The following is a 24413-nucleotide window of genomic DNA, read 5'->3' on the forward strand; positions in this document are numbered from 1 at the left end:
TTTAAATGGATGAGTAAAGAGCATGAGTGAATCTTTGTTCTCAGTAAGGAATGCCCTAAGAATTCTGGCACTAATCCTACTGTGTGTGATGTTGTTTATCACAATAAAAAACAGTGTTGTGATCAGTAAGGGTAATGAGAAAATTCAAGCACAACAGCTTGAAACACTCACCAAAGTTTTGATTTCACAGGCGTCTCTTTCTGCCAGTGAGATGATTTTAACTAAAGATCAAGAACGATTACTTCAGCTAACAAACCAACTAGCACAAGACCGTTTAGTGTTTGATGCAACAATCTACGATGCACAGGGTGTACGTTTAGCGTCTAGTGAAGAGGCATTATCGGTACGCGAAGTTCTTGGCCTGGATACGCCTTTGGCAACAGCTTCCATTGGTCGCCAGCAGTTGGTTGAACCAGTTTTTGCAGATGGTGCGCTTATCGGTTTTGTTCGCGTGACTTTTGAGACGGGCCGGGTGACGGCTATTTCTGACCACCACTATCGCAAGAGCGATCGTTATATGTACATGATGGTCTTAATGAGCTTTGTCTGTGGCATGTTGTTCATCTTGATTTTACGTCGACAACCGATACGTCGTAAAAAAGCGCCAAACCTGCTGCTAACCAAGTAACTAGGTAGCGCTAACAACTCATATAAAAACAGCCCGCAATGTGCGGGCTGTTTTTTTAGCTCTTGAGAGCGAAAAATAGAATGACTCTTCGTCGCTTACTCTTCGTCACCAAGCAATACTGAATCTAGTGCAATTAGCATCATGTCGTTGAATGTCGTTTGACGCTCGTCAGATGTAGTCTGTTCGCCAGTCTTGATATGATCAGAAACCGTACAGATTGTCAGAGCTTTTGCACCGTATTCTGCCGCAACACCGTAAATACCAGCCGCTTCCATTTCAACACCAACAATGCCGTACTTGTCCATTACATCGAACATTTCTGGATCTGGCGTGTAGAAAAGCTCTGCTGAGAATAGGTTACCAACTTTAACGTCAATACCGCGAGCTTTTGCAGCGTCTTCTGCCGCACGAACCATGTTGTAGTCTGCGATTGCCGCGAAGTCATGACCTTTAAAGCGGATACGGTTCACTTTAGAGTCAGTACATGCACCCATGCCGATCACAACATCACGCACTTTGATGTCTTCATTCACTGCGCCACAGCTGCCAACACGGATGATTTTCTTCACGCCGAAGTCTTTGATTAGTTCAGTCGCGTAAATCGAGCATGATGGGATACCCATACCGTGGCCCATTACCGAGATCTTACGGCCTTTGTATGTGCCTGTGTAACCAAACATATTACGAACGTCACACACTTGAACGACATCTTCAAGGAAAGTCTCTGCGATGTATTTTGCACGTAGTGGATCACCAGGCATCAGTACGACGTCTGCAAATGCACCCATTTCAGCATTGATATGTGGAGTTGCCATTTTCTTTTCCTTAACCTTTCTCTAGCGCTCCGCGCTTAAGGCGATATAAGCCAGAGTATTCTCATTTCCGACAAGCAGCATTTACATACTGCAAACATAAAACTAGGAGCAATCAAGCTCCTAGTTTTCAAAAACCTAACTAATTATAGGAAGTTCTTACCGTAATCCATTGGAGAAGTACCGAAGTAACTTGCCAATGTTTGACCGATATCTGCGAATGTTTCGCGGCGGCCAAGAGAACCAGCTGGTACTTTTTGACCATAAACCAATACTGGGATGTGCTCACGAGTATGGTCAGTGCCTGGCCATGTTGGGTCACAGCCGTGGTCTGCCGTTAGGATAAGCACATCGTCTTCTTCCATAATCTCTAGCACTTCGTTGATACGACCATCGAAGTACTCAAGTGCCGCTGCGTAACCCGCTACGTCACGACGGTGACCGTAAGCTGAGTCGAAGTCTACAAAGTTAGTGAATACGATCGTGTTGTCGCCCGCTTCTTTGATTTGCTCTAGCGTTGCTTCGAACAATGCAGGGATACCTGTCGCTTTCACTTTCTTAGTGATGCCGCAGTTTGCGTAGATATCAGCAATCTTACCAATAGAAACCACGTTGCCTTGCTTCTCATCAACGAGCTTCTGAAGAACCGTTGCTGATGGTGGCTCTACAGAAAGATCACGACGGTTACCTGTACGCTCAAATTGACCTTTACCAGCACCAACGAATGGGCGCGCGATAACACGACCAATGTTGTAATCTTCTAGCTCTTCACGTGCGATTTGGCAAAGCTCTAGTAGACGGTCTAGACCGAAAGTCTCTTCGTGACATGCGATTTGGAATACAGAGTCAGCAGACGTGTAGAAGATTGGTTTGCCAGTCTTCATGTGCTCTTCACCAAGATCGTCAAGAACTTGAGTACCAGACGCGTGACAGTTACCCAGGAAACCGTCAAGCCCCGCACGCTCAAGAATGCGGTCAGTCAATTCTTTCGGGAAGCTGTTTGCTTTGTCAGTGAAGTAACCCCAGTCAAACAGAACAGGAACACCTGCGATTTCCCAGTGACCAGACGGCGTGTCTTTACCTGAAGAAAGCTCTGCTGCATGACCGTATGCACCAATGATTTCAGCGTCTGCGTCTAGTCCAGGTGCGAAGCGACCTGTCGATTCTTTATGCGCCATTGCCAAACCAAGTTTCGATAGATTTGGAAGGCGAAGTGCACCTTGGCGATTGTCGTTATCTGCTAAGCCTTTTTCACATTGGTCAGCGATGTGACCTAGTGTGTCTGAACCTACATCACCAAATTCTTTAGCATCGGCAGTTGCACCGATACCGAATGAGTCTAGTACTAAAATAAATGCTCTTTTCATTGCTCGTTCCTTAGGCCCACTCGGCTTTTTATTATGGTTGAGTAGGCCTTGTGTAATTACTTGTTCTATTAGATATCTTCTGCACGAATTTGGCGGTAAACCTCTGGAGTTGGTGTGTATTCACCACCTACTTTGATTGCACTGCGCAGTGCTTTTGCCGCTTCTTCCCATTGCTCTTCAGTGCGAGCGTGGATGACTGCAAGAGGTTTATCACTGTCTGCGACCTCACCTAGGCGGATGAACTCGTCGAAACCAACTGCGTAGTCGATTTCATCAGTAGCAACACGACGACCACCACCCATAGCAACCACAGCCATGCCGATAGCACGTGTATCCATTGCAGAGACAATGCCCGTTTCTGTTGCGTAAACTGGCTTAATGATTGCTGCTTTTTCTAAGTAGTTATCGTAGTTTTCTACGAAGTCCTCGGGGCCGCCTAAGCCGGCAACCATCTTGCCGAAGCACTCAGCCGCTTTGCCGTTATCCAGCACTTCCATCAGTTTTGCGCGTGCGTCTTCTGTGTTCTCAGCAAGCTTGCCAAGTACTAACATTTCAGCACATGAAGCCATGGTCACTTCAAGTAGACGAGGGTTACGGTATTCACCCGTTAAGAAACGAACCGCTTCACGAACTTCCACTGCGTTACCCGCTGAAGACGCCAATACTTGGTTCATGTCCGTAAGAATTGCCGTAGTCTTAGTGCCAGCACCGTTTGCTACCGCAACGATTGATTTTGCTAGCTCTTCAGACGCTTCGTAAGTTGGCATAAATGCACCTGAACCCACTTTTACGTCCATCACTAGCGATTCCAGACCCGCCGCCAGTTTCTTAGAAAGGATCGACGCCGTAATCAGGGAGATATTGTCTACCGTTGCGGTAATATCACGAGTCGCGTAAACACGCTTATCCGCAGGAGCAAGGTCACCAGTTTGACCGATGATCGCCACACCAGCGTCTTTGGTTACTTGACCAAAAACATCGTTGCTCGGCGTAATGTTGTAACCAGGGATAGATTCAAGTTTATCCAGCGTACCGCCTGTATGACCAAGACCGCGGCCAGAGATCATAGGTACGAAACCGCCACACGCTGCCACCATTGGGCCAAGCATTAAAGAAGTTACGTCACCCACACCACCGGTTGAGTGTTTGTCGACAATTGGACCACCGAAGTTCATGTGGCTCCAGTCGATAACCATGCCCGAATCACGCATTGCACACGTTAAGGCGATGCGCTCATCCATGGTCATTTCATTAAAGAAAATCGTCATAGCAAACGCCGCAATCTGACCTTCAGATACCGTGTTGTTCGCTACGCCTTGAATAAAGAAGTTGATTTCGTCTGCGGTAAGTACTTCACCGTCACGTTTTTTACGAATGATTTCTTGTGGTAAATACATTAGTGCCTCCCAAGCTCTTTTGAGCCATGGTTGTAGTAGGATAGAAGAGGTTTGGTAGCACCCGTTTAGGTGCTACCGTTCAGACGTATTATTGGAATTAGTACGCTGTTGGATCAGCGACGTCGTCCGATACTTCTAATGTATTTAGTAGGTTGGTTAGCAGGCTAGACGCACCAAAACGGTAGTGACGAGCATCAACCCAGTTGTCACCTAGGATTTCGTCAGCCATTGCTAGGTATGCTGCTGCGTCTTCAGCAGTGCGCACACCACCTGCTGGTTTGAAACCAACAGTTTCTGCAACACCCATGTCGCGAATAACTTCAAGCATCATGCGAGCGTATTCTGGTGTTGCGTTTACTGGCACTTTACCAGTTGAAGTTTTAATGAAGTCAGCACCTGCTTCAATACAGATTTGAGATGCTTTCTTGATTAGTGCTTCTTCTTTTAGTTCACCTGTTTCGATGATCACTTTAAGAAGAATGTCACCACAAGCTTCTTTACATTGCTTAACTAGTTCGAAGCCTACTTTCTCATCACCCGCCATTAGCGCGCGGTAAGGAAAAACTACGTCAACTTCGTCTGCACCGTAAGCAACCGCCGCTTTTGTTTCAGCAACTGCGATTTCAATGTCGTCGTTACCATGTGGGAAGTTCGTTACTGTTGCAATACGAACCTCTGGCGTACCTTGCTCACGAAGTGTCTTCTTAGCAATAGGAATAAAGCGAGGGTAAATACAAATTGCAGCTGTGTTGCCTACTGCTGTTTTCGCGTCATGACATAGTGAGATCACTTTTGCATCAGTGTCATCGTCATTCAACGTAGTTAGGTCCATAAGTTTAAGTGCACGTAGCGCTGCTGCTTTTAAATCGCTCATTTCTATCTCCGATCAATATTCAAAAAATTCACTACTCAGCCTTACATCACGTCTTTAACTATAATCAACAAGTCGAGACAATGTGAGTAAATGGCTAAACAGTCTATTAATGAACGGACTTGGTTCCCTGAAGACTCGGCATATACAGCGAAAATTTATCATATGCCAATTGCTATCCTTGTCACCGCACAGTACCAGTTTGGCCTATGGCACAACAATCTATGATTGCGGTGTCTTTAATATCACATCACAAAGCAAAACGCCTATTAGATCTGATATTGCAGGGCAATTCATTTGCCCATCGATTATGTAATATTCATTACGTGATTAAGAATCAAGCTTAACCACTATCCTGTGATTAATACATTATAGAGTTTCACCGCAAAACTGTAGCACCAAATAGAGCGCAAACGGTTTGTATCTCAAAATTTCCTAGCCCCTATTCCATTGACTGCGTAATACCTCGACTAAGGCAAACACCCGATGAAATTTTGGAGCCCGAAAAACGAAAAATGCCCCGCAGCAATCTCTTGCTACAGGGCATGATGTAAAACGGCGTCTATATATTAAGAACCGATTCTAATTATAGTGCTGCAAGGCTTAAGCAGAAGCCTGCAATTGTCGCTGCCATAAGGTTAGACAACGTACCTGCAAGAACTGCTTTAACACCCATGCGAGCGATGTCACTACGACGGTTTGGTGCAAGGCTACCTAGACCACCAAGTAGAATCGCGATAGAAGAAAGGTTCGCGAAACCACATAGTGCGAATGAGATGATAGCTGTTGTCTTCTCAGACATTACTTCACCAGTTGCCGCGATTACTTGAGCGTTTTCACCTAGATATGGTGTGAAGTTCAAGTAAGCAACGAATTCGTTCACTACGATTTTCTGACCGATGAATGAACCAGCTGTTACAGCTTCTGCCCATGGAACACCGATTAGGAATGCTAGTGGAGAGAACGCGTAACCTAGGATTAGCTCTAGCGTTAGTTCTGGCATGCCGAACCAACCACCGATGCCACCTAGCATACCGTTGATTAGCGCGATTAGACCAACGAATGCGATTAGCATTGCACCTACGTTAAGCGCAAGTTGTAGACCAGAAGCCGCACCGCCCGCAGCTGCGTCGATTACGTTAACTGGTTTGTCGTCACCGCCGTCCATCGCTTCTTCGATACTTTCGTGAGGCTGGTCAGTCTCTGGGTGAAGGATTTTAGCGAACAGTAGACCACCTGGTGCTGCCATGAATGATGCCGCAACTAGGTACTCTAGTGGAACACCCATAGATGCGTAACCAGCTAGTACACCACCAGCAACAGAAGCTAGACCACCACACATTACCGCGAATAGCTCTGATTGAGTCATTTTTGGAACGAATGGGCGAACAACTAGAGGTGCCTCAGTTTGACCTACGAAAATGTTAGCTGCCGCTGACATTGATTCCGCACGAGAAGTGCCTAGCGCTTTTTGTAGTGCGCCACCAAGAATCTTGATAACCCATTGCATAACGCCAATGTAGTAAAGAACTGAAATCAGTGCAGAGAAGAAGATCAGTGTAGGAAGAACACGGAATGCGAAGATGAAACCGCCGCCGCCGAATACTTCGAACATCTTGTCAGAAACAAGACCACCGAACAGGAATGATGAACCATCGTTACCGTAGTTGATAACGTTAGAAACACCTGAAGAGAAACCGTTTAGTAGATCACGGCCCCAAGGTACATACAGAACAAATGCACCTAATGCGAATTGGATAGCGAATGCGCCACCCACAGTTCTAAAGTTGATAGCTTTTCGGTTGTTAGAAAATGCCACTGCAATCGCAAGAAGCACTACCATACCGATTAGGCTCATAAACAGGCTCATAGTTTATGACTTCCTTATAAGTTATTTATTGGCGTGTTACAAAATGGAGCTATAAAGCGGGGGCAATTATACTCATGCAGAATCAATTAAAGTAATGCCAGCCTCACACTTTCCTATAAGATTCATGATTGATTCAACCAGCTTTGTGAGTTAATTCACAATAAGCAGGAAAACGTTTTCGATTTCAAACCACATCTTTAGATTTTATTCACATATCGAGAAAGCAAAATTGCTATTTTTCCACAGTTGAGAGGCAATCGATTGCTTTCGGCCGTTATGCAACTCTACGAGCTCATTAAAGACGTGAATGAGTTTGGCTGGGTGATTTGACTCCCCTTGATATCCAAGTATAGGCATATCTGGTGCGTCTGTTTCGATTACTAGGTTTTCGAGTGGTAATTTTTGAATTGCGTCGCGTGTTTTCTTGGCTCTTGGGTAGGTAATCGTTCCTCCTACACCGATAAAAAAACCTAATTTGACCCACTCCATGGCTTGCTGATAACTCCCAGAAAAAGCGTGTAGCACACCACCTCTAGGGAGATTCGCCGCTTTCACCATTTGAATGAGGCGATTGTGCGCTTTTCGGCTATGTAAAATAACTGGGAGTTCGAAGCGTCTAGCCAGCTCAAATTGAACTTCAAGTATCTTTTCTTGCAACTGTGGATCAACATCAATGGCAAAATCTAAACCACACTCTCCTATTGCCACGCACTGCTGCCCTTTTTGATTTAGATAGCCTTCTAGCTCTGTAAGGTGCTGCTCAACGTTATCTTCAAGAAAATACGGATGAAAGCCGAGCGCATAATACAAATTGGCATGTTGCTCTGCCAAAGTTTGAATACGAGCCCAGTTTTGCGGACCGACGGAAGGAATCAAAATTCTTGCGACGCCTTGCGTTTGAGCAAGCTCAAGTTGATGCGCAAAGTCATCTTGAAACACATCAAAATCAAAGTGGCAGTGCGTATCAAAGAGCTTCATCTTGACGCTTTTTATCTGTATCTGCGGGCAGAAAATCAGGAGATCGTTGGGCTTCACTCTTCTCTTCAGTTTGGTGGGCAGGGTCTTTTCGATATGGGACGCAACTGCGTTTCTGGTCGGGGGTTAACCCCATTTCTTTACACCAATTGTCGTAACGCTTTAGCCCACGTTTAAACCAGTTCATATCTTATCCTTATATAAAAACGCCCTTGGCTAAGTTTATAGCCAAGGGCGTTTTAAAATCTAGTTTGCGTTAAGGCTTACCCTAACCGCGCAAATTAGTGCTCGCGCGTCGCACGGAAATCAACGTCAGGGAAACGCTCTTTCGCTAAGTTTAAGTTAACCATTGTTGGAGCGATATACGTTAGGTTATCACCACCATCCAATGCTAAGTTCGCTTGATTCTTGCGTTGGAACTCATCCAGTTTCTTCGCATCACCACACTCAACCCAACGCGCAGTTGCAACGTTAATGCCTTCATAAATCGCTTCAACGTTATACTCAGACTTCAAACGAGCCACAACAACATCAAACTGAAGTACACCAACGGCACCAACGATCAGATCGTTGTTCTGTAGAGGACGGAATACCTGTACCGCACCTTCTTCTGATAGCTGAACCAAACCTTTGAGAAGCTGCTTCTGCTTTAGTGGATCTTTCAGGCGAATACGACGGAATAGTTCCGGAGCGAAGTTCGGAATACCAGAGAACTTCAGTGATTCACCTTGCGTAAAGGTATCACCAATCTGAATAGTGCCGTGGTTGTGTAGACCAATGATGTCTCCGGCGTAAGCGTGTTCTGCACGTGCACGGTCACCAGCCATAAAGGTTACTGCATCAGAGATACTCACTTGCTTGCCAAGACGAACGTGGTTCATCTTCATACCTTGCGTGTAAGTACCCGATACAATACGCATGAATGCGATACGGTCGCGGTGTTTTGGGTCCATATTCGCTTGGATCTTAAATACGAAACCAGAGAACTTCTCTTCAGTCGCTTCAACTTCACGTTCAACCGCTTGACGAGTTTTCGGCGCTGGAGCCCATTCAGTTAGACCGTCTAGCATATGATCCACACCAAAGTTACCTAATGCAGTACCGAAGTAAACTGGCGTCAGGTCACCTGTTAAGAACATTTCCAAATCAAACTCAGGGCAAGCACCCATGACAAGCTCAAGCTCTTCTCGAACACTTTCCGCAAGGCCTGCACCAACTTTTTCATCAAGCTCTGGGTTATCGAGACCTTTGATGATTCGAACTTCTTGAATCTCATGACCGTGACCTGATTCGTATAAAATCGTTTCATCACGGTGAATGTGGTAAACACCTTTAAACTCTTTACCACAGCCGATTGGCCATGTGATTGGCGCACACATCATGCCCAATTCGTTTTCTACTTCATCCAATACTTCCATTGGATCACGAACGTCACGGTCAAGTTTGTTCATGAAGGTTACGATTGGCGTGTCACGTAGACGTGTAACTTCCATTAGTTTACGAGTACGGTCCTCAACACCTTTCGCTGCATCGATAACCATCAGACATGAGTCAACTGCCGTTAGAGTACGGTAAGTATCTTCCGAGAAGTCTTCGTGTCCAGGCGTATCAAGTAGGTTTACCAGACAATCGTTGTAAGGGAACTGCATTACAGAAGTAGTAACCGAGATACCACGTTCCTTTTCCATTTCCATCCAGTCTGATTTTGCGTGCTGTGCGTTACCACGACCTTTAACCGTACCTGCTTTTTGGATCGCGTTTCCGAATAACAGTACTTTTTCAGTAATGGTGGTTTTACCCGCATCCGGGTGAGAAATAATAGCGAACGTTCTGCGCTTAGACACTTCGCCTAAAAAAAGGGGATTTGACATTAGTTAATCTTCTAAATTACTTTCATGCTCACAAAATAGGCAAGCATATCTACTATTCGATATTGTGCGGTATTCTCGCTTATTATCGCTGTGCTAGCAAACTGGAAAGACATGAACTGAATTTACTCGGCTCACCAGCCTTTACCTGCAACTAACAAGGGAAAGCCAGCTCCACACAAAGAGATGTAAAAATTCAAAAAATTATTATTACATATTCAAAAGCCTCGAATCCGGATACGCATTTAAAGCATAAGTGTTGATGAGGTAATTAGTAACGGCCTAAAACTAACTCAAAAATAAGTAACTCATGATAATGGCGTCTTCCTTACCATTTCCCGATTTAGCTGGGTAATAGTTGTAACGACGGTCCACTTCATTAAAACCTGCTTGCTCATAAATATGGATAGCTGGGTGATTACTTTCACGCACTTCTAACCAAGCACTCTCTGCTTTGGCTTGTTCACAGTGTTCAATAAACGCGTCCAGCAATTTTTGCCCTAGCCCTCTGCCCTGTTGAGAAGGCGCTACTGCAATATTTAATAGTGTCACTTCTCCAACAATATTCTGTCCATAGAAGTAACCAACCACTTGAGAGCCTTCCAGCATCACATGGTGGCAAGCACCGCGACTGGATAAGTCACGAACCAAAGATTCGGCCCAAGGGTGAGAATGTGCTTGCTGCTCGATTTGCCAAACTTGGTCGAGGTGCTCTGCACGCATCGGCGTAATTTCAATTGTCACGCATTAGCTCCGTTAAGAGTACGAACAGATTTGTTGCCACAATGCGCGGCGCTGTTCGTTATTACCATCAATATCTTGTAATAGTGGCGAGGTCAGGTGCTTTGCCTTGATGCTTTGATCAGCCTCACAGCCTGCAAACCACACCCACTCTAGCTGATGTTCACCCAGCATGGATAAGCGCTCAGGCTCTAGGTGTAGCGCATCATCAAGCGTGAGCTTAATGCTTTTTAATACGCGCTCAAACATCAATGCCGTCTCGTTTTCTGGACATATTGGCGATACCAATAGGAGTTTACATGAACTTTGCAAATCCAATAATGGCGATTGATAGCCTTCCAGTCTTTCAGGGTGTACCAGCTCCCATGTGCTGATCCCCATTTCACGTAAATACTGTTTCTCGTTAATTGACATTTTCCGTCACCTATTTGAACGAGGGCAATCCTATCAAATTATCGCGATTATACCTAAAGGACTTCAAGGAACACCTGAACACAATGAGATGATTTGGATATTCCTGAACATAGCGTTTTGCCAACGGCCACACATTGGGTATGACATATGAGGTACATTATGAAATTCTTAAATACGCTACTACTTTGCACACTGGTAGCCGCCACCAGCGTGAGTGTTTTTGCTAATAACAGCGATGAGTGGGAGCTGATTGCAACGAAAACCGTTAACTTTCATACAGAAACAGATACCGTGACACCAAATAGCCTATTCCGAAACCGAAGCTTCAGTAAAATAAAACTAAAATGTGTGCAAGGAACGGTAGACATGAATGGTTTAAAAGTCGTCATGACAGATGGTAGTGAGAAAAAGCTTTCCTCTATGGGCGTACTAACAAGCGGATTGTCGACTCGTGCCTGGAGCCTTCCAGGTACAAAAGAAGCCAAGCTAAAACGGATTGAAATGACTTACAGTAGCTGGGGAAGCACAAAACTTAGCCTGCTAGGGGTAAGTAAAAAAGCGAAAATAGAGGTCTGGGGCAAAAAGAAAAGTAACCAGTCATCCTAACCTCCCTATCTCAGTTTTCAGTGAATAAGAAAGAAGCCCACTTAGTCGTGGGCTTCTTTCATTTACAGTTCAGAGAACTCTGGCGCATAGTCTATGCGTCCGGAGCGTCCAGCACATTGACCTTCGACCAACTCTGCGACTCGAAATGCACCTTTAGGGACATCCCAAGCACATTCAAAGCCCATCTCGTCGCATGATTGAAAACCCTGGCGCGCGTAATAATCAGGATCGCCCAACACCACACACACTGGGTAACCAAAATCACGCAGTGAATCAAAACCTTCTTTGATCAACTCTGCAGCGATGCCTTGGCGACGGTAATCTTCATGAACAGCTAATGGCGCTAGCCCTTGCCATGACAAATCTTCACCATTTAAGGTCACAGGGCTAAATAAAGCATGGCCTATCACCTCTCCCTCATCTGTACACGCGACTAAGGAAAGCGTGAATTTGCTGTTTTCGCGCAAACGCATCACAAGCTCAGCTTCAGCTTCCGTCGGGAAGGCGTGTTTCAATAAGCGGTCAATGGTAAGAATGTCCGCTGGGGCTTCAGTTCTAATAAGCATTCGCTACTCCGGTTGGTTGTGCAGGCGCTTGAACTCCTTTCTGAACAAAATCAGCCAATTGATTCAAAGCGACTTGCATTGCTTTCGGTAACTGCTCTAAGTCGACACTGTCCATTAAGTTTTTCACTTCTAAGCCAAGCTCAGTATCACCTTCAATTGAAAGGCGACGTTGGAAGAACAGTGTGTCAGGGTCTTCTTTACGACCAGCAATCAGTACTAGGTCGTTTAGATTACCACTAAAACTCACATCTTCCTGAACTGGTTTTTCAGCTACCACCAATTTTTCGTCTTGATAGCTGATGTACCATGCTAAGTTCAAGTCTTTAATCGCAACTTTTAACCACTTGTCTTCAAGGAACTCAAAGTCACCATCTTCCAAGGCTTCTTTAAACACCATTTTTAGCCCTTCTAGCAACGCTTTTTGCTGAATTGGCTGTGGTAATAACTGGACTGGAGAACGCAAAATATTAGCTGCGTTCTTTACTAGTTGACTGCGAATCTTGTTTAACACGTTCATTATCCGTTACTTTGTCATTAGGTTGCTTATATTAAGCAATCGTGGCGATGAGATTACTGTTATGTATCAATAAAGTGCTTATTTTAGATTGGTGGTTTATTGCTCACTAACGCTTCTTTTTTTGAACTTACGTGTATTATTGATGCGAACAGGTGGATAAACACTTTTACAACCGTATTTTCAAAGTTATAGTTATCTGAGCGTATCCATGTGATTGTCGACTGCACAGCTAAAACCGCGAGCCCTTTAATGGCAAGTAACACTTTGGCTTGGTGGTAGATCGCCGCAGGCTTATCAGGGTGTCGCTTTTTATACACGGACGAATAATCTGGCTCATTGGAGATCGGTAATACCCTAATGCCTTCCCAGCAATTAAAACATTGGTTTGCCACGCTAACCTCAAATAGCCCTTTCTTCTTTGCCATTCTTGATAAAAAACACAATTATCGAATGGTAAGTGACCGTTACTGCGATATCGCAGGTTTAAGTCATGAGGAAATCGTCGGCTTAAACGATTGCCAAGTGCTGGGTGAACAGTTTTATAAGAAGCTTGCACCATACTATCAGCGCGCGTTCAAAGGGGCACATGTCGAAGCCGAAATCACGCTCGATGAAACCGACCTTGAAACCAGTCTTCACTTTAGTCTTTCGCCAGTTTTTGAAGGTAACGACATTCGCTTTGTTGTTTTTCACGCTGTCGATACTTCAGAAAAGCAGATACTCGTTCGCTCCTTAGAAGAGTCCGAAAGTAAGTTTGCGAAGTTAACACAACTGCTACCAGACGGCTTACTGCTTATCGAAGATGATATTGTCATCTCTGCGAACCCCGCATCAGCGCGCCTTCTCGGACTTAACTCTCCTCATGAATTGTTGGGCGAAGAGCTAAGTCGTTTATTCATCGATGAAAACAGTAAAAAGGTATTTAGTCATCGATTGAGTACATTAATTTCTGACAAACCTTTTGTCTGCTTAACCAGTGCAAGATGCGGCTTTGAACGGAAAGTTCAGCTACACGCGGATTCCACGGCGATATTAGGTAGCGAATCTCAAATTATCCTAATCCAAGATGCTGATGATGCGCCCAAAAACCTGTCTTCTGCATCGAATGAAGACATACACATTGACTCGCTCACCAAACTCTACAACCGCTTTGGCTTCACCAAACGTTTGGAACAGCTGATCAAAAAGCAAACACCGCTTCTGGTGTTCTATTTGGATATCGATAACTTCAAAAACATTAATGACTCACTTGGTCACCATATTGGCGATAAAGTGATTCAAGAGGTATCGGCCCGTCTTAAACGGTTACTGCCAAACCAAGCGATTATTGGTCATTTGGGTGGCGATGAGTTTGGCGTCATTCTGCCGGAGCCAGAAAACACCCGCATGGCTGAAATTTTGTCCGATCGCATTATCTCGTTGATCAACCAACCTTTCGACTTGCACCACTTCAGTAAACGCCTTGCGTGTTCAATTGGTAGCGTTCGATACCCTGAAGACGGACAAGATGCGCGAATCCTACTACAAAATGCCGATACTGCGATGTATGAAGCCAAAGATCGTGGTAGAAATCGTCTGATCAAATTTAACGATCAAATGAACAAAGAAGCGCGTATGCGTTTGTGGCTTGAAATTGAACTGCAAAAAGCATTGCAGCAGAACGGTTTGGAAGTGTGGTATCAACCTAAGGTTAACGCGCGAGACTTCAGTATCAACGGCGCAGAAGCGCTCGTTCGTTGGAAGCATCCAGTCGAAGGGTACATTAGTCCTGGCTCATTCATTCCTGTCGCCGAGCGCGCTGGGTTAATAGAACACCTTGGACGTGTCGTGATGCGTGATGTTTTCAATACGGTAAAACGTTGGAAGCAACAAGGCATACTGCCAGGCCGTGTCGCCATCAACCTCTCTCCCGAGCAATTTGGCAACCCACAGCTGATCGACTTTATGGAAAAGCTGCTTCGCACTACCGAGCTTGATCCAAGCTGCATTACCTTCGAGCTAACCGAAAGTGCCGTGATGAGTGATAGCGAACATACACTGCAAATGTTGAATGCGATTAAAAAGCTTGGCTTCGCTCTCTCTATCGATGACTTTGGTACCGGCTACTCTTCTCTTTCCTACTTAGCGCGTTTTCCTATTGACGAGCTAAAAATCGACCGCGCTTTTATTAATGATATCGACACACTACCGAAACAAGTCACTGTGATTGAAAACATCATTAATCTGGGTAAGTCGCTCGACTTAACTGTCGTTGCCGAGGGGGTGGAAACCCACCAGCAAGCGACCCTGCTCTCTAACCTTCAATGTAATGCGATTCAAGGATTCCATTTTTATCGCCCGCAGCCAAAACATGAAATTGAAGAGCTGTTTGTACAGAATCGTCGTCACAAGAACTAACCCCGACCCGATACCCTTACTCGCAAGGGGTAAATATCGACTTTATTGAGCTAAACCTAACTTAGGTCAATTTCGCTATTCATAATTCTTCATAAAATGCGGACACCTTTTTATTCTCAATGATTGTGAGCATATGGAACTCTTGTGTCCCGCGGGTAACCTGCCTGCGTTAAAAACTGCGATTGATTGCGGTGCCGATGCCGTCTACATTGGTTTCAAAGATGATACCAACGCCCGTCACTTTGCTGGCCTCAACTTTAACGGCAAAAAGTTAGAAAAAGCGGTGCAATACGTTCATGACCGCAATAAAAAAATTCATGTCGCGTTGAATACCTTCGCTCATCCCAATGGCTTCGAGCGCTGGACGAACGCAGTAGACAATGCAGCGGCACTGGGTGTAGACGCGCTGATTGTTGCAGACATTGCAGTGCTGGAGTACGCGGCTCGCAAATATCCCGATCTAGAACTACACCTTTCAGTGCAAGCATCAGCGACCAACGTCGCAGCCATTGATTTTTACAAACAAAACTTCAACGTAAAACGGGTAGTATTACCTCGCGTTTTATCGATTCATCAGGTCAAACAGCTTTCACGCAACATCACTAGCGATGTCGAGTTAGAAGTCTTTGCTTTTGGTAGCCTTTGCATCATGTCTGAAGGTCGCTGCTACCTATCGTCATATATGACAGGCGAGTCTCCAAACACTGTGGGAGCATGCTCTCCAGCTAAGTACGTTCGCTGGCAAGAAACAGAAAATGGTCTGGAATCCCGCCTTAACGACATTTTGATCGATCGCTACAGCGCCGGTGAAAATGCGGGCTACCCTACCTTGTGTAAAGGTCGTTTCGAAGCAGAAATCGAAGGCGAGAAAAAACGCTACCACGCACTGGAAGAACCAACCAGTTTGAACACCCTCTCTATGCTGCCAGAACTATTTGCTGCAAATGTGGCGTCTGTAAAAATTGAAGGTCGCCAACGTAGCCCAGCTTACGTAGAACAAGTCACTCGAACATGGCGAGCCGCGATTGACCGTTACCAAGCAAACCCAGAAGCTTATCAAGTCGAAGCGGCTTGGGATGCCGCATTGGCAAACGTGTCTGAAGGTACGCAGACCACACTTGGTGCTTATCACCGCAAATGGCAGTAGAGGTTAAGATGGATAATTCAATGAAATACGCGCTTGGCCCGCTGTTGTACTTCTGGCCAAAACAAGATATCGAAGCGTTTTATGAACAAGCGAAATCAAGCTCCGCGGACATCATCTATCTTGGGGAAACCGTATGTTCAAAACGTCGAGAAATGAAGCCTTCGCATTGGCTTGAAATCGCAAAAGAGCTGTCTGCATCTGGCAAGCAAGTGGTGCTATCAACAATGGCACTACTAGAAGCTCCGAGTGAAGTAAACATAATGAAGAAGTACATCGACAACGGTGACTTCGCGATTGAAGCAAATGACGTATCTGCTGTTCAATTGGCATCAGAGCATAAAGTGCCTTTCGTCGTTGGCCCTGCAATCAATACTTATAACGCACACACGCTCAACTTATTTTTGAAGCAAGGTATGATGCGTTGGTGCATGCCTGTCGAGCTATCTCGCGAATGGTTAAACGATACTTTAGTTCAGTGTGACGAGCTTGGTATTCGTAACAAGTTTGAAGTTGAGGTATTTAGCCACGGTTATTTGCCTTTAGCGTATTCCGCTCGCTGTTTCACAGCCCGAGCTGAAAACCGAGCGAAAGACGATTGCGAAACCTGCTGTATCAAATACCCTACGGGTATCCAGGTCAGCAGCCAAGAAGGGCAAGAAGTCTTTAACCTTAACGGCATTCAAACACAGTCAGGGTATTGCTACAACCTCATCAATGACTTACCTACTATGAAAGGGCTGGTTGATGTGGTCCGGTTAAGCCCTCTTGGTATCGACACTTTTTCAGAGTTAGAGCGTTTTCGCTCAAACGAATACGGCGATAATCCTGAAAAGCTCGAAAGCCGCCAATGCAATGGCTATTGGCATCAACTAGCGGGCTTAGAAGTAAAAACCATTTAATCCTTAAAGATAAAAGCGAGGCCTAGCCTCGCTTTTATCTGTTAGCTTTTGTTAGCAGGCTTGCACCCTTGGTTCGACAGAACTCTCATTAAGCAGCTTTTTCACATCTCGCCACAACATACTGATCACGACCAAACTCAATGCAATGTTAGACAATGGGAAAGCTAACCAAATACCTGTCACGCCGAAAAGTTTCGGCATAATGAATAAGAATGGCAACTGGACCAGCATGTTGCCTAGTGTTACAAACATAGCTTTGCTGCCTTTGTTTACTGATTGATAGTACGCGGCCGCCACAACTAAAAAACCATCTAAGAACAACGCAAACATGTGTAAACGAATCCCGATCACGGTGCTATCAATCAACTGTTGGTCAGCATTATTAAACACCGCAACCAGTTCGTACGGGAAAAGGTTCATCAAAACAACGAACGCCACCCCACCAAGCACAGATGTCCCCATCGCGACCTTTAATAACTTTCTGATGTTCTCCTGATTACGTGCACCGTGGTTGAAGCTCACTAAAGGCTGCATACCATTCGCAATTCCTTCTGCTATCAGATAGTAAACCGTCACGATGTACCCCAAAATGGCGTACGCTCCGATCAACATTGCACTTCCGTATTGAGCAAATAACGCGTTGTGCAGTGCCACCATCACAGAGCCGTAGGCGTACATAAAGAAACTTGATGTACCTATCATGATAATCTTTGGTGCAGCATCAACCTGAACTTTGAAGTCGCGGATACGAAGGCGTAATGTTGCTTTTGAAGTAAAGAAGTAACCAATACCGAGCACAGTGACCACTAATTGTGCAAGTGCAGTGGCAATAGCGGCTCCGGTTAACTCCCACTCCAACCAAGCAATAAATACGTAGTCTAATACAATGTTAATAACGGCACCGATGACCATCAAAATCGTTGCTAAGTTCGGGCTGTCGTCATTGCGTAATAAAAACGGAACTGCGATAGAACCCAACGTGAATACGCACGCGACAATCAGAATATGCAAATATTGCAGCGCAAGTTCAAACACTCGCCCTTCCGCACCTTGCCAGCGAATAAATTCATCCGAAAACAAGAACAATATTGTAGCAACGATCGGCATCAATGCCGCTAACAACGTCAATCCGGTCGTTAGGATTCGCTTAGCGCCTTCATGATCGTTCTCTCCTTGCTTGATCGAAGTCAGCGCGCCAGTCCCCACCCCAATCATCATTCCTATACCGAGGATCGAACCGATAATAGGCCACGCAACATTGATCCCAGCTAATCCGTCAGCGCCAACATAACGGCCAATAAAAATGCCATCAACTATTTGATACAAACCGTTTACGAGCATTGCTGCGACGGTTGGAATCGTATATTTCCAAAACTGTCTATAAATTGAGTTTTGCATGACTGTCACCAGTAGTTAGCAAAGCTAACCATTTAATTAGCAAGGCTAACTAAATGGTTAAATTAAATAAAAGAAAGATGAAACAACAAAAACTAAACCATACAGCTGAGGCCTTTGCTTCAGTTTAAAATGACTTATTACTCAATGCTTTATTCAATAAAGCTTGTAACTGTTCAGCTTCTTGCTGATTTAATTGTTGCATCATTTGGTCAGAGATATCTTTGTACACTACCTGCTCCAAAGACATTTTTTCTGCGACTTCTTCCGTAAGCAACACACGCTTAGCACGAGCATCCTCATTACATGCGATGCGTTTCACCAAACCCTTTTTTTCCAAACGCACAACCATTGTCGATGCGGAAGGCTTAGTCACTTGCAGCTCTTCTGCAAGATCGGTTATTCGCACACCCTCAGGGTAAACCTGAATCACACGTAAATAATCGAACTCATTAAAGCTTAGATGTGATAATGGATCTTCTTTGGCATAGACACGCCAAGCTTTGGCGCAAAAACGCTCTAAATCAATCAAGCTTTCTTCTAATGCCATAAAAGCCACCACCACTTAGTTAGCAAGACTAACTATTTTAAATGAGTCACTCATCAAGTTCAATCATAAAAAAAGCCGCTCTCATCGAGCGGCTCTAAATCATTCAATTTCCAGCTTCTTGGCAGCCTTTAACTTGGCCAATCTATCTTGCTGTAATTGATCGTAAATTTGCGCCAGCTCCAAGAAAGAATAGCGATGCTCAACATAATCGTAAACGTTGAACGAAATCGCGAGCTTATAAAGTGAGATGGCACTTGCGATATCACCTTCAAGCTGATTACGCTTTCCAAGGTAGAAATACGTTTCCGTCAATCGTTCAGCTAGGCGATAGTTCTCTCTCGTTCCATCCATAATTGCTTTAAGCGCGTCTTCGTCCGAGACGTCTCGTAGCATGATGGCAACAAGAACCCATCCCCACTCTTCACTACGATCTCGTAAATAACGCTGTTGAAGATTGGCTTTTGCTTGCTCTGGATTTTGCTCAGCTTCGATGATGTACAGCCATAATGAACGAAAAGGATCCGTTGGCATTTCTTGATAATGCTTGGTCATATCTTCTAAAGCGAGATCGATTCGGCCACCATAATACAGTGCAATCGCACGGTTGCGCTCAGCATAGGTATTATCAGGAGCCAACTCTATGGTCGAGTCAAACGCTTCATATGCCGCATCAAACTCTCCTACTTGGGTAAAGTATACTCCCAAAAGATTGAAGATGTCCGGCTGAGCAGGATTCAACTGCAAAGACTGGTTAAAGTCCAAACGGGCAAGATCACGCAAACCAACGCTGTCGTAGTAGCTACCGCGCTCATAATGCATTTTAGCGCGCACTTCATCACTAAGGTCGGGACGTTGTAGCAACTGCGATAGACGCGCGATTTGTACTTCTTGTTGAACACTAGGCTGAAGTGGCACCGCCATCGGTGGATATAACCACTTTTGTGCTGATTGTTGAGAAGTATTTGCACAACCGGTCAGCGCGATAGCAACACATAAAATTGCGGTTTGAAACCATTTCACTAATTGATACTCCTGTTTGGACCGCTCAAGATTTGTTTCTCTTAATGCAATATAGGCGATAACCTCGTTTGAGGTTAATACATCGAAACAAACCAAAAAAGGGGAGCGAAAATGCTCCCCTTTTATAACATGCTTTCAGGCCCTTAATCTAATAAAAGGCTGAAAGTCTCATTTTGTCTTACTCGTCTTTAGCAGCCGGTGCTTCAGCAGCAGCTTCTTCAGCTGGCTTTTCTACCGCTTCTTTCATGCTTAGACGTACACGGCCTTGGCGGTCGATTTCAAGAACTTTAACTTGAACTTCTTGACCTTCAGCTAGGTAGTCAGACACTTTCTCAACACGTTTTTCGGCGATTTGAGAGATGTGTACAAGACCATCTTTGCCTGGAAGAACCGTTACGAATGCACCGAAGTCCGCTAGACGTGCAACTTTACCTGTGTAGATACGGCCCACTTCAACTTCAGCAGTGATCTCTTCGATACGGCGGATAGCTTCTTTCGCAGCAGTGCCTTCAGTTGCCGCAATCTTGATAGTACCGTCGTCTTCGATTTCGATAGTTGTACCAGTCTCTTCAGTTAAAGCACGGATAACTGCACCACCTTTACCGATAACGTCTTTGATCTTCTCTGCGCTGATCTTCATCGTGTGAATACGCGGAGCAAATTCAGAGATGTCTTCACGAGCACCAGAGATTGCTTCATCCATTACAGATAGGATGTGCTTACGTGCGCCTTGAGCTTGGTTAAGCGCAATTTGCATGATTTCTTTAGTGATGCCTTCGATCTTGATGTCCATTTGAAGTGCAGTGATACCAGTGTTAGTACCTGCTACTTTAAAGTCCATGTCACCTAGGTGGTCTTCATCGCCAAGGATGTCAGAAAGTACAACGAAATCGTCACCTTCTTTAACAAGACCCATTGCAATACCAGCAACAGATGCTTTGATTGGTACACCTGCGTCCATAAGCGCAAGAGAAGTACCACATACTGAAGCCATTGAAGATGAACCGTTAGATTCAGTGATTTCCGATACAACACGTACTGTGTATGGGAACTCATCAACAGAAGGCATTACTGCAGCAATACCACGCTTCGCCAGTTTACCGTGGCCGATTTCACGACGCTTAGGAGAACCTACAAAACCAGTTTCACCTACACAGTATGGAGGGAAGTTGTAGTGCAGTAGGAAGTGATCTTTACGCTCACCAGTTAGCTCATCGATGATTTGAGCATCACGCTGAGTACCTAGCGTTGCAGTAACGATCGCCTGAGTTTCACCACGAGTGAATAGCGCGCTACCGTGAGTACGAGGAAGAACACCAGTACGTACATCTAGTGCACGAACCATGTCTTTTTCACGGCCATCGATACGAGGGTTACCAGCAATAATACGGCTACGTACTACTGTCTTCTCTAGATCATGGAAGATAGTGTGGATTTCTTTTGTGTCTGCTTCAGGATCTTCAGCAAGAAGAACTTCATTTACTTCCGCAGCGATCTCATGGATGCGGTCGTAACGAGCCATTTTCTCAGTAATTTGGTAAGCTTCAACAAGTTTAGCTTCTGCTAGATCAGCAATCTTATTTTTAAGCGCTGTGTTCTCTTCAGGAGCAACCCAATCCCAAGCAGGAGTTGCAACTTCTGCTTTGAATTCGTTGATAGCTTGAATAGCAACTTGTTGTTGGTCATGACCATAAACAACCGCCGCTAGCATTTCTTCTTCAGTTAGGTTGTCCGCTTCTGACTCAACCATCAGTACTGCTGACTCTGTACCTGCAACAACAAGGTCAAGCTTAGAAGTTTCTAGTTCAGTTTGGCTAGGGTTAAGTACAAGCTGACCATCGATATGACCAACACGCGCCGCACCGATAGGGCCGTTGAATGGAATGCCAGAGATAGCAAGAGCAGCAGAAGTACCGATCATTGTAACGATATCTGGCTGAACATCTGGGTTTACAGACATTACTGTCGCGATAACCTGAACTTCGTTTTTAAACGCGTCTGGGAATAGCGGACGGATTGGACGGTCGATTAGACGAGCTGTTAGCGTTTCGCCTTCAGAAGGACGACCTTCACGTTTGAAGAAGCCGCCTGGGATTTTACCCGCAGCGTAAGTACGCTCTTGGTAGTTAACCGTTAGTGGGAAGAAGTCTTGACCTGCAACGGCTTCTTTTTTACCTACAACAGATACGAATACAGACGTATCATCCATTGTGACCATAACTGCTGCTGTAGCTTGACGTGCAATAACGCCAGTTTCTAAAGTAACTGTGTGGTTACCGTACTGGAACGTTTTAACAACTGGTTTTTCGAACATTGTTATTCCTTGTTTCTAATCTTCCTTTAGTGCTTAAAGAAATCTTAGATGTGTTAATTGACACTCAAGGCATTACGAATCGCGACTAGTAAAAAGAAACTCGGAAGTTCCTTTTGAATAGTCGCGACCTTTTGGTCGACGTGGTTGACTGTAATGCTATGAGCTTTTGAGAAAACCTCTTACAAGGTTTAGCCGCCAGTATTATAACGGCATAAGTCTAATTTGGCTAAATTTAGGCAACAAAAAAGGGGCATAAAGCCCCTTTTTAGACAAACTGCTATGCAGTCGCTGATTAGCGACGTAGGCCTAGACGTTTGATTAGGTCTTGGTAGCGAGCTAGGTTTTTACCTTTTAGGTAATCTAGAAGCTTACGACGACGAGAAACCATGCGTAGAAGACCACGACGGCTGTGGTGATCGCCTTTGTGCGCTTTGAAGTGACCTTGTAGGTGGTTGATAGAAGCTGTAAGTAGAGCTACTTGAACTTCTGGTGAACCAGTGTCGCCTTCGCCTTGTGCGTATTCTGCAACGATTGCTGCTTTAGTTTCTGCATTCAGAGACATAATTCTCTCCTAATAAGAGTAGGTTTAAAGTTGTAGCAGCCAATCTCTGATTCAGCCGCTACGCGAAGCGCGGATTATAGGGAAATTTCCTATCTCGTGCAATATAAAAATACCGACACTCAGGTCGGTATTTTCAATCATTTACTTGGATGCAACGTCATCTCGGAACACGACCAATCGCTTAGGAGCGATTTTGCCATCTTCGTTCATTTCGCCAACGCCAATAAATAAGCGTTCTTCACCCATAGTAAGGCGAAGTGAGCCCTCTGTCGGAGCACCAAATACTTGAACGGGCTGCCCATGTTGGACCATATCCGCCAGTTCAGGCACCAAGTTGACTTCTGGTAAGTCTTCTACCGCTGTATCCATTGGCAAAAGTAGCGGGTCCAGTAGTTCTCGAGGCGCTCGTTCCTCGCGGTGAGCTTGCTCTAGCAACTCATTTAGTTGCTCAAGTGTTACCATATTCTCGTAAGGGTATTTAGCAACACCAGTACGACGAAGCATAGTTACGTGCGCACCACAACCTAACATTTCGCCCAGATCATCAACGATAGTACGAATATAGGTACCTTTAGAGCAGTGCACTTCCATCTCTACTTCATCGCCTTCAAAACGGTGAAGAACAATCTCATATACCGTGATCTTACGAGATTCGCGCGGAACTTCGATGCCTTTACGAGCGTATTCATACAAGGGTTTCCCTTGATATTTCAACGCTGAAAACATGGAAGGTACTTGATCAGATTCGCCACGGAACTGATCGATGCACGCTTTTAGTTTGTCTAACGTAACATCGACTGGACGCGTCTCTACAACTTCACCATCCGAGTCAGACGTATTAGTACGTTCACCCAGCTTTGCGATCACGCGGTAGCGTTTATCAGAATCAAGAAGAAACTGAGAAAATTTTGTCGCTTCACCCAAGCAAATTGGCAGCATGCCTGTCGCTAATGGGTCCAAGGCTCCAGTGTGGCCTGCTTTCTCGGCAAAGTAGATTCGCTTTACTTTTTGCAGTGCATCATTGGAAGAGATACCTGTTGGTTTGTCCAACAGTATAACGCCATTAATTGGACGACCTTTACGACGACGAGCCATTATTCTTCGTCCTCACGACCAGAATCTTTTTGCTTTTGTTTGTCTGAACTAACGACTTCAGACACTAGGTTAGACATACGCATACCTTCAACAAGCGTATTGTCATAGTGGAAGCGGATTTCTGGCGTTAAACGTAGACGAATACGCTTACCTAACATCATGCGAATGTGCACTTCGTGCTCACGTAGCGCTGCTAGACATGATTCAGGTGTTTGCTCACCCACACACAGGAAGGTCACAAATACTTTTGCGTAAGCTAGGTCACGAGAGACTTCTACGTCTGAGATCGTCACCATGCCAAGGCGAGAGTCACGAACTTCACGTTGAAGGATCATCGCTAGTTCTTTTTGCAGCTGCTGTGCAACGCGCTGCGTGCGGCTAAATTCTTTTGACATATCTTTA

25 protein-coding genes are annotated in these 24413 nt (G+C 45.0%); 6 read left to right on the forward strand and 19 right to left on the reverse strand.

Features of this window, described 5'->3' with window-relative positions; translation table 11 throughout:
* Positions 1-22 precede the first annotated feature (22 nt).
* Positions 23-628, forward strand: coding sequence for a YtjB family periplasmic protein (locus tag R7P35_RS08265; RefSeq protein ID WP_005391677.1), 606 nt, complete (start codon positions 23-25; stop codon positions 626-628).
* A gap of 95 nt (positions 629-723) precedes the next feature.
* Here the strand turns inward: R7P35_RS08265 and deoD are convergent, their stop codons facing one another.
* The 4 genes from deoD to deoC all read right to left on the reverse strand — a co-directional run bounded on the left by deoD (position 724) and on the right by deoC (position 5078).
* A complete protein-coding gene (deoD, locus tag R7P35_RS08270; RefSeq protein ID WP_005380140.1) occupies positions 724-1443 on the reverse strand; it encodes a purine-nucleoside phosphorylase in 720 nt (239 codons plus the stop codon).
* A 143-nt stretch (positions 1444-1586) separates the two neighbouring features.
* Positions 1587-2807: a phosphopentomutase gene (locus R7P35_RS08275; RefSeq protein ID WP_017820430.1), complete on the reverse strand. Its 1221-nt coding sequence runs from the start codon at positions 2805-2807 to the stop codon at positions 1587-1589.
* Positions 2808-2875: 68 nt separating this feature from the next.
* The gene (deoA, locus tag R7P35_RS08280) at positions 2876-4204 is read right to left on the reverse strand and encodes a thymidine phosphorylase (RefSeq protein ID WP_206953299.1); all 1329 of its coding nucleotides are present in this window, start codon (positions 4202-4204) and stop codon (positions 2876-2878) included.
* A 97-nt stretch (positions 4205-4301) separates the two neighbouring features.
* Positions 4302-5078 (reverse strand): deoxyribose-phosphate aldolase, encoded by a 777-nt coding sequence (deoC, locus tag R7P35_RS08285; RefSeq protein ID WP_005380133.1) that lies wholly within the window; start codon positions 5076-5078, stop codon positions 4302-4304.
* A 90-nt stretch (positions 5079-5168) separates the two neighbouring features.
* Here deoC and R7P35_RS08290 point away from each other — a divergent pair, with 90 nt between their 5' ends.
* A complete protein-coding gene (locus R7P35_RS08290) occupies positions 5169-5303 on the forward strand; it encodes a hypothetical protein (protein WP_005391675.1) in 135 nt (44 codons plus the stop codon).
* Between the two features lie 358 nt (positions 5304-5661).
* Here the strand turns inward: R7P35_RS08290 and R7P35_RS08295 are convergent, their stop codons facing one another.
* The 6 genes from R7P35_RS08295 to R7P35_RS08320 form a co-directional block, all read right to left on the reverse strand.
* Complete coding sequence (locus R7P35_RS08295; protein WP_005380131.1) at positions 5662-6945, reverse strand: NupC/NupG family nucleoside CNT transporter; 1284 nt, start codon at positions 6943-6945, stop codon at positions 5662-5664.
* Between the two features lie 204 nt (positions 6946-7149).
* Positions 7150-7923: a TatD family hydrolase gene (locus R7P35_RS08300; RefSeq protein WP_005380129.1), complete on the reverse strand. Its 774-nt coding sequence runs from the start codon at positions 7921-7923 to the stop codon at positions 7150-7152.
* Positions 7910-8107, reverse strand: a complete 198-nt coding sequence (locus tag R7P35_RS08305) for a DUF5363 family protein (protein ID WP_017635884.1) — start codon at positions 8105-8107, stop codon at positions 7910-7912. The genes R7P35_RS08300 and R7P35_RS08305 overlap by 14 nt, the downstream gene beginning before the upstream one ends.
* Positions 8108-8201: 94 nt before the next feature.
* Positions 8202-9791, reverse strand: a complete 1590-nt coding sequence (gene prfC / locus R7P35_RS08310) for a peptide chain release factor 3 (RefSeq protein WP_005380123.1) — start codon at positions 9789-9791, stop codon at positions 8202-8204.
* Positions 9792-10076: 285 nt separating this feature from the next.
* Positions 10077-10532 carry a ribosomal protein S18-alanine N-acetyltransferase gene (gene rimI / locus R7P35_RS08315; protein WP_005386430.1) on the reverse strand — a complete coding sequence of 152 codons (456 nt, stop codon included), beginning with the start codon at positions 10530-10532 and terminating at the stop codon, positions 10077-10079.
* 12 nt (positions 10533-10544) lie between these two features.
* Positions 10545-10943 carry a DNA polymerase III subunit psi gene (locus tag R7P35_RS08320; RefSeq protein WP_005386429.1) on the reverse strand — a complete coding sequence of 133 codons (399 nt, stop codon included), beginning with the start codon at positions 10941-10943 and terminating at the stop codon, positions 10545-10547.
* A gap of 159 nt (positions 10944-11102) precedes the next feature.
* Between R7P35_RS08320 and R7P35_RS08325 the strand changes: the two genes are divergently transcribed.
* Positions 11103-11549: a hypothetical protein gene (locus R7P35_RS08325; RefSeq protein WP_005380120.1), complete on the forward strand. Its 447-nt coding sequence runs from the start codon at positions 11103-11105 to the stop codon at positions 11547-11549.
* A 62-nt stretch (positions 11550-11611) separates the two neighbouring features.
* On the opposite strand, the gene R7P35_RS08330 is transcribed toward R7P35_RS08325, so the two are convergent.
* Both R7P35_RS08330 and R7P35_RS08335 read right to left on the reverse strand, forming a co-directional pair.
* Positions 11612-12115: a GNAT family N-acetyltransferase gene (locus tag R7P35_RS08330; protein ID WP_005380119.1), complete on the reverse strand. Its 504-nt coding sequence runs from the start codon at positions 12113-12115 to the stop codon at positions 11612-11614.
* The gene (locus R7P35_RS08335; RefSeq protein ID WP_318091999.1) at positions 12105-12626 is read right to left on the reverse strand and encodes an SCP2 domain-containing protein; all 522 of its coding nucleotides are present in this window, start codon (positions 12624-12626) and stop codon (positions 12105-12107) included. Before R7P35_RS08335 ends, R7P35_RS08330 begins: the two co-directional genes overlap by 11 nt.
* 363 nt (positions 12627-12989) lie before the next feature.
* On the opposite strand from R7P35_RS08335, the gene R7P35_RS08340 reads away from it, so the two are divergent.
* From R7P35_RS08340 to R7P35_RS08350, 3 genes are all read left to right on the forward strand, one after another.
* Positions 12990-15029, forward strand: a complete 2040-nt coding sequence (locus tag R7P35_RS08340) for a bifunctional diguanylate cyclase/phosphodiesterase (RefSeq protein WP_005380112.1) — start codon at positions 12990-12992, stop codon at positions 15027-15029.
* 133 nt (positions 15030-15162) lie between these two features.
* The gene (locus R7P35_RS08345; RefSeq protein WP_005386427.1) at positions 15163-16176 is read left to right on the forward strand and encodes a ubiquinone anaerobic biosynthesis protein UbiU; all 1014 of its coding nucleotides are present in this window, start codon (positions 15163-15165) and stop codon (positions 16174-16176) included.
* 20 nt (positions 16177-16196) lie between these two features.
* Positions 16197-17075, forward strand: coding sequence for a U32 family peptidase (locus tag R7P35_RS08350; protein ID WP_021034024.1), 879 nt, complete (start codon positions 16197-16199; stop codon positions 17073-17075).
* Positions 17076-17126: 51 nt separating this feature from the next.
* Here R7P35_RS08350 and R7P35_RS08355 read toward each other — a convergent pair whose 3' ends face one another.
* The 7 genes from R7P35_RS08355 to rbfA all read right to left on the reverse strand — a co-directional run bounded on the left by R7P35_RS08355 (position 17127) and on the right by rbfA (position 24406).
* Positions 17127-18473: an MATE family efflux transporter gene (locus tag R7P35_RS08355; RefSeq protein ID WP_017635889.1), complete on the reverse strand. Its 1347-nt coding sequence runs from the start codon at positions 18471-18473 to the stop codon at positions 17127-17129.
* 124 nt (positions 18474-18597) lie between these two features.
* On the reverse strand, positions 18598-19020 hold the full coding sequence (locus tag R7P35_RS08360; protein ID WP_005380103.1) for a MarR family winged helix-turn-helix transcriptional regulator: 423 nt from the start codon (positions 19018-19020) through the stop codon (positions 18598-18600).
* Positions 19021-19119: 99 nt separating this feature from the next.
* Positions 19120-20040, reverse strand: coding sequence for a lipoprotein NlpI (gene nlpI, locus R7P35_RS08365; RefSeq protein WP_005380101.1), 921 nt, complete (start codon positions 20038-20040; stop codon positions 19120-19122).
* Positions 20041-20218: 178 nt separating this feature from the next.
* Complete coding sequence (gene pnp, locus R7P35_RS08370) at positions 20219-22354, reverse strand: polyribonucleotide nucleotidyltransferase (protein WP_005380098.1); 2136 nt, start codon at positions 22352-22354, stop codon at positions 20219-20221.
* 292 nt (positions 22355-22646) lie between these two features.
* Entirely contained in the window at positions 22647-22916 is a 270-nt protein-coding gene (gene rpsO / locus R7P35_RS08375; RefSeq protein ID WP_005380094.1) for a 30S ribosomal protein S15, read from the reverse strand.
* Between the two features lie 141 nt (positions 22917-23057).
* Positions 23058-24011, reverse strand: coding sequence for a tRNA pseudouridine(55) synthase TruB (truB, locus tag R7P35_RS08380; RefSeq protein WP_025768208.1), 954 nt, complete (start codon positions 24009-24011; stop codon positions 23058-23060).
* Positions 24011-24406: a 30S ribosome-binding factor RbfA gene (gene rbfA, locus R7P35_RS08385; RefSeq protein WP_005380087.1), complete on the reverse strand. Its 396-nt coding sequence runs from the start codon at positions 24404-24406 to the stop codon at positions 24011-24013. Before rbfA ends, truB begins: the two co-directional genes overlap by 1 nt.
* Positions 24407-24413: the final 7 nt, after the last annotated feature.

Source organism: Vibrio sp. Vb0304, assembly GCF_033338995.1.
Taxonomy (GTDB): domain Bacteria; phylum Pseudomonadota; class Gammaproteobacteria; order Enterobacterales; family Vibrionaceae; genus Vibrio; species Vibrio alginolyticus.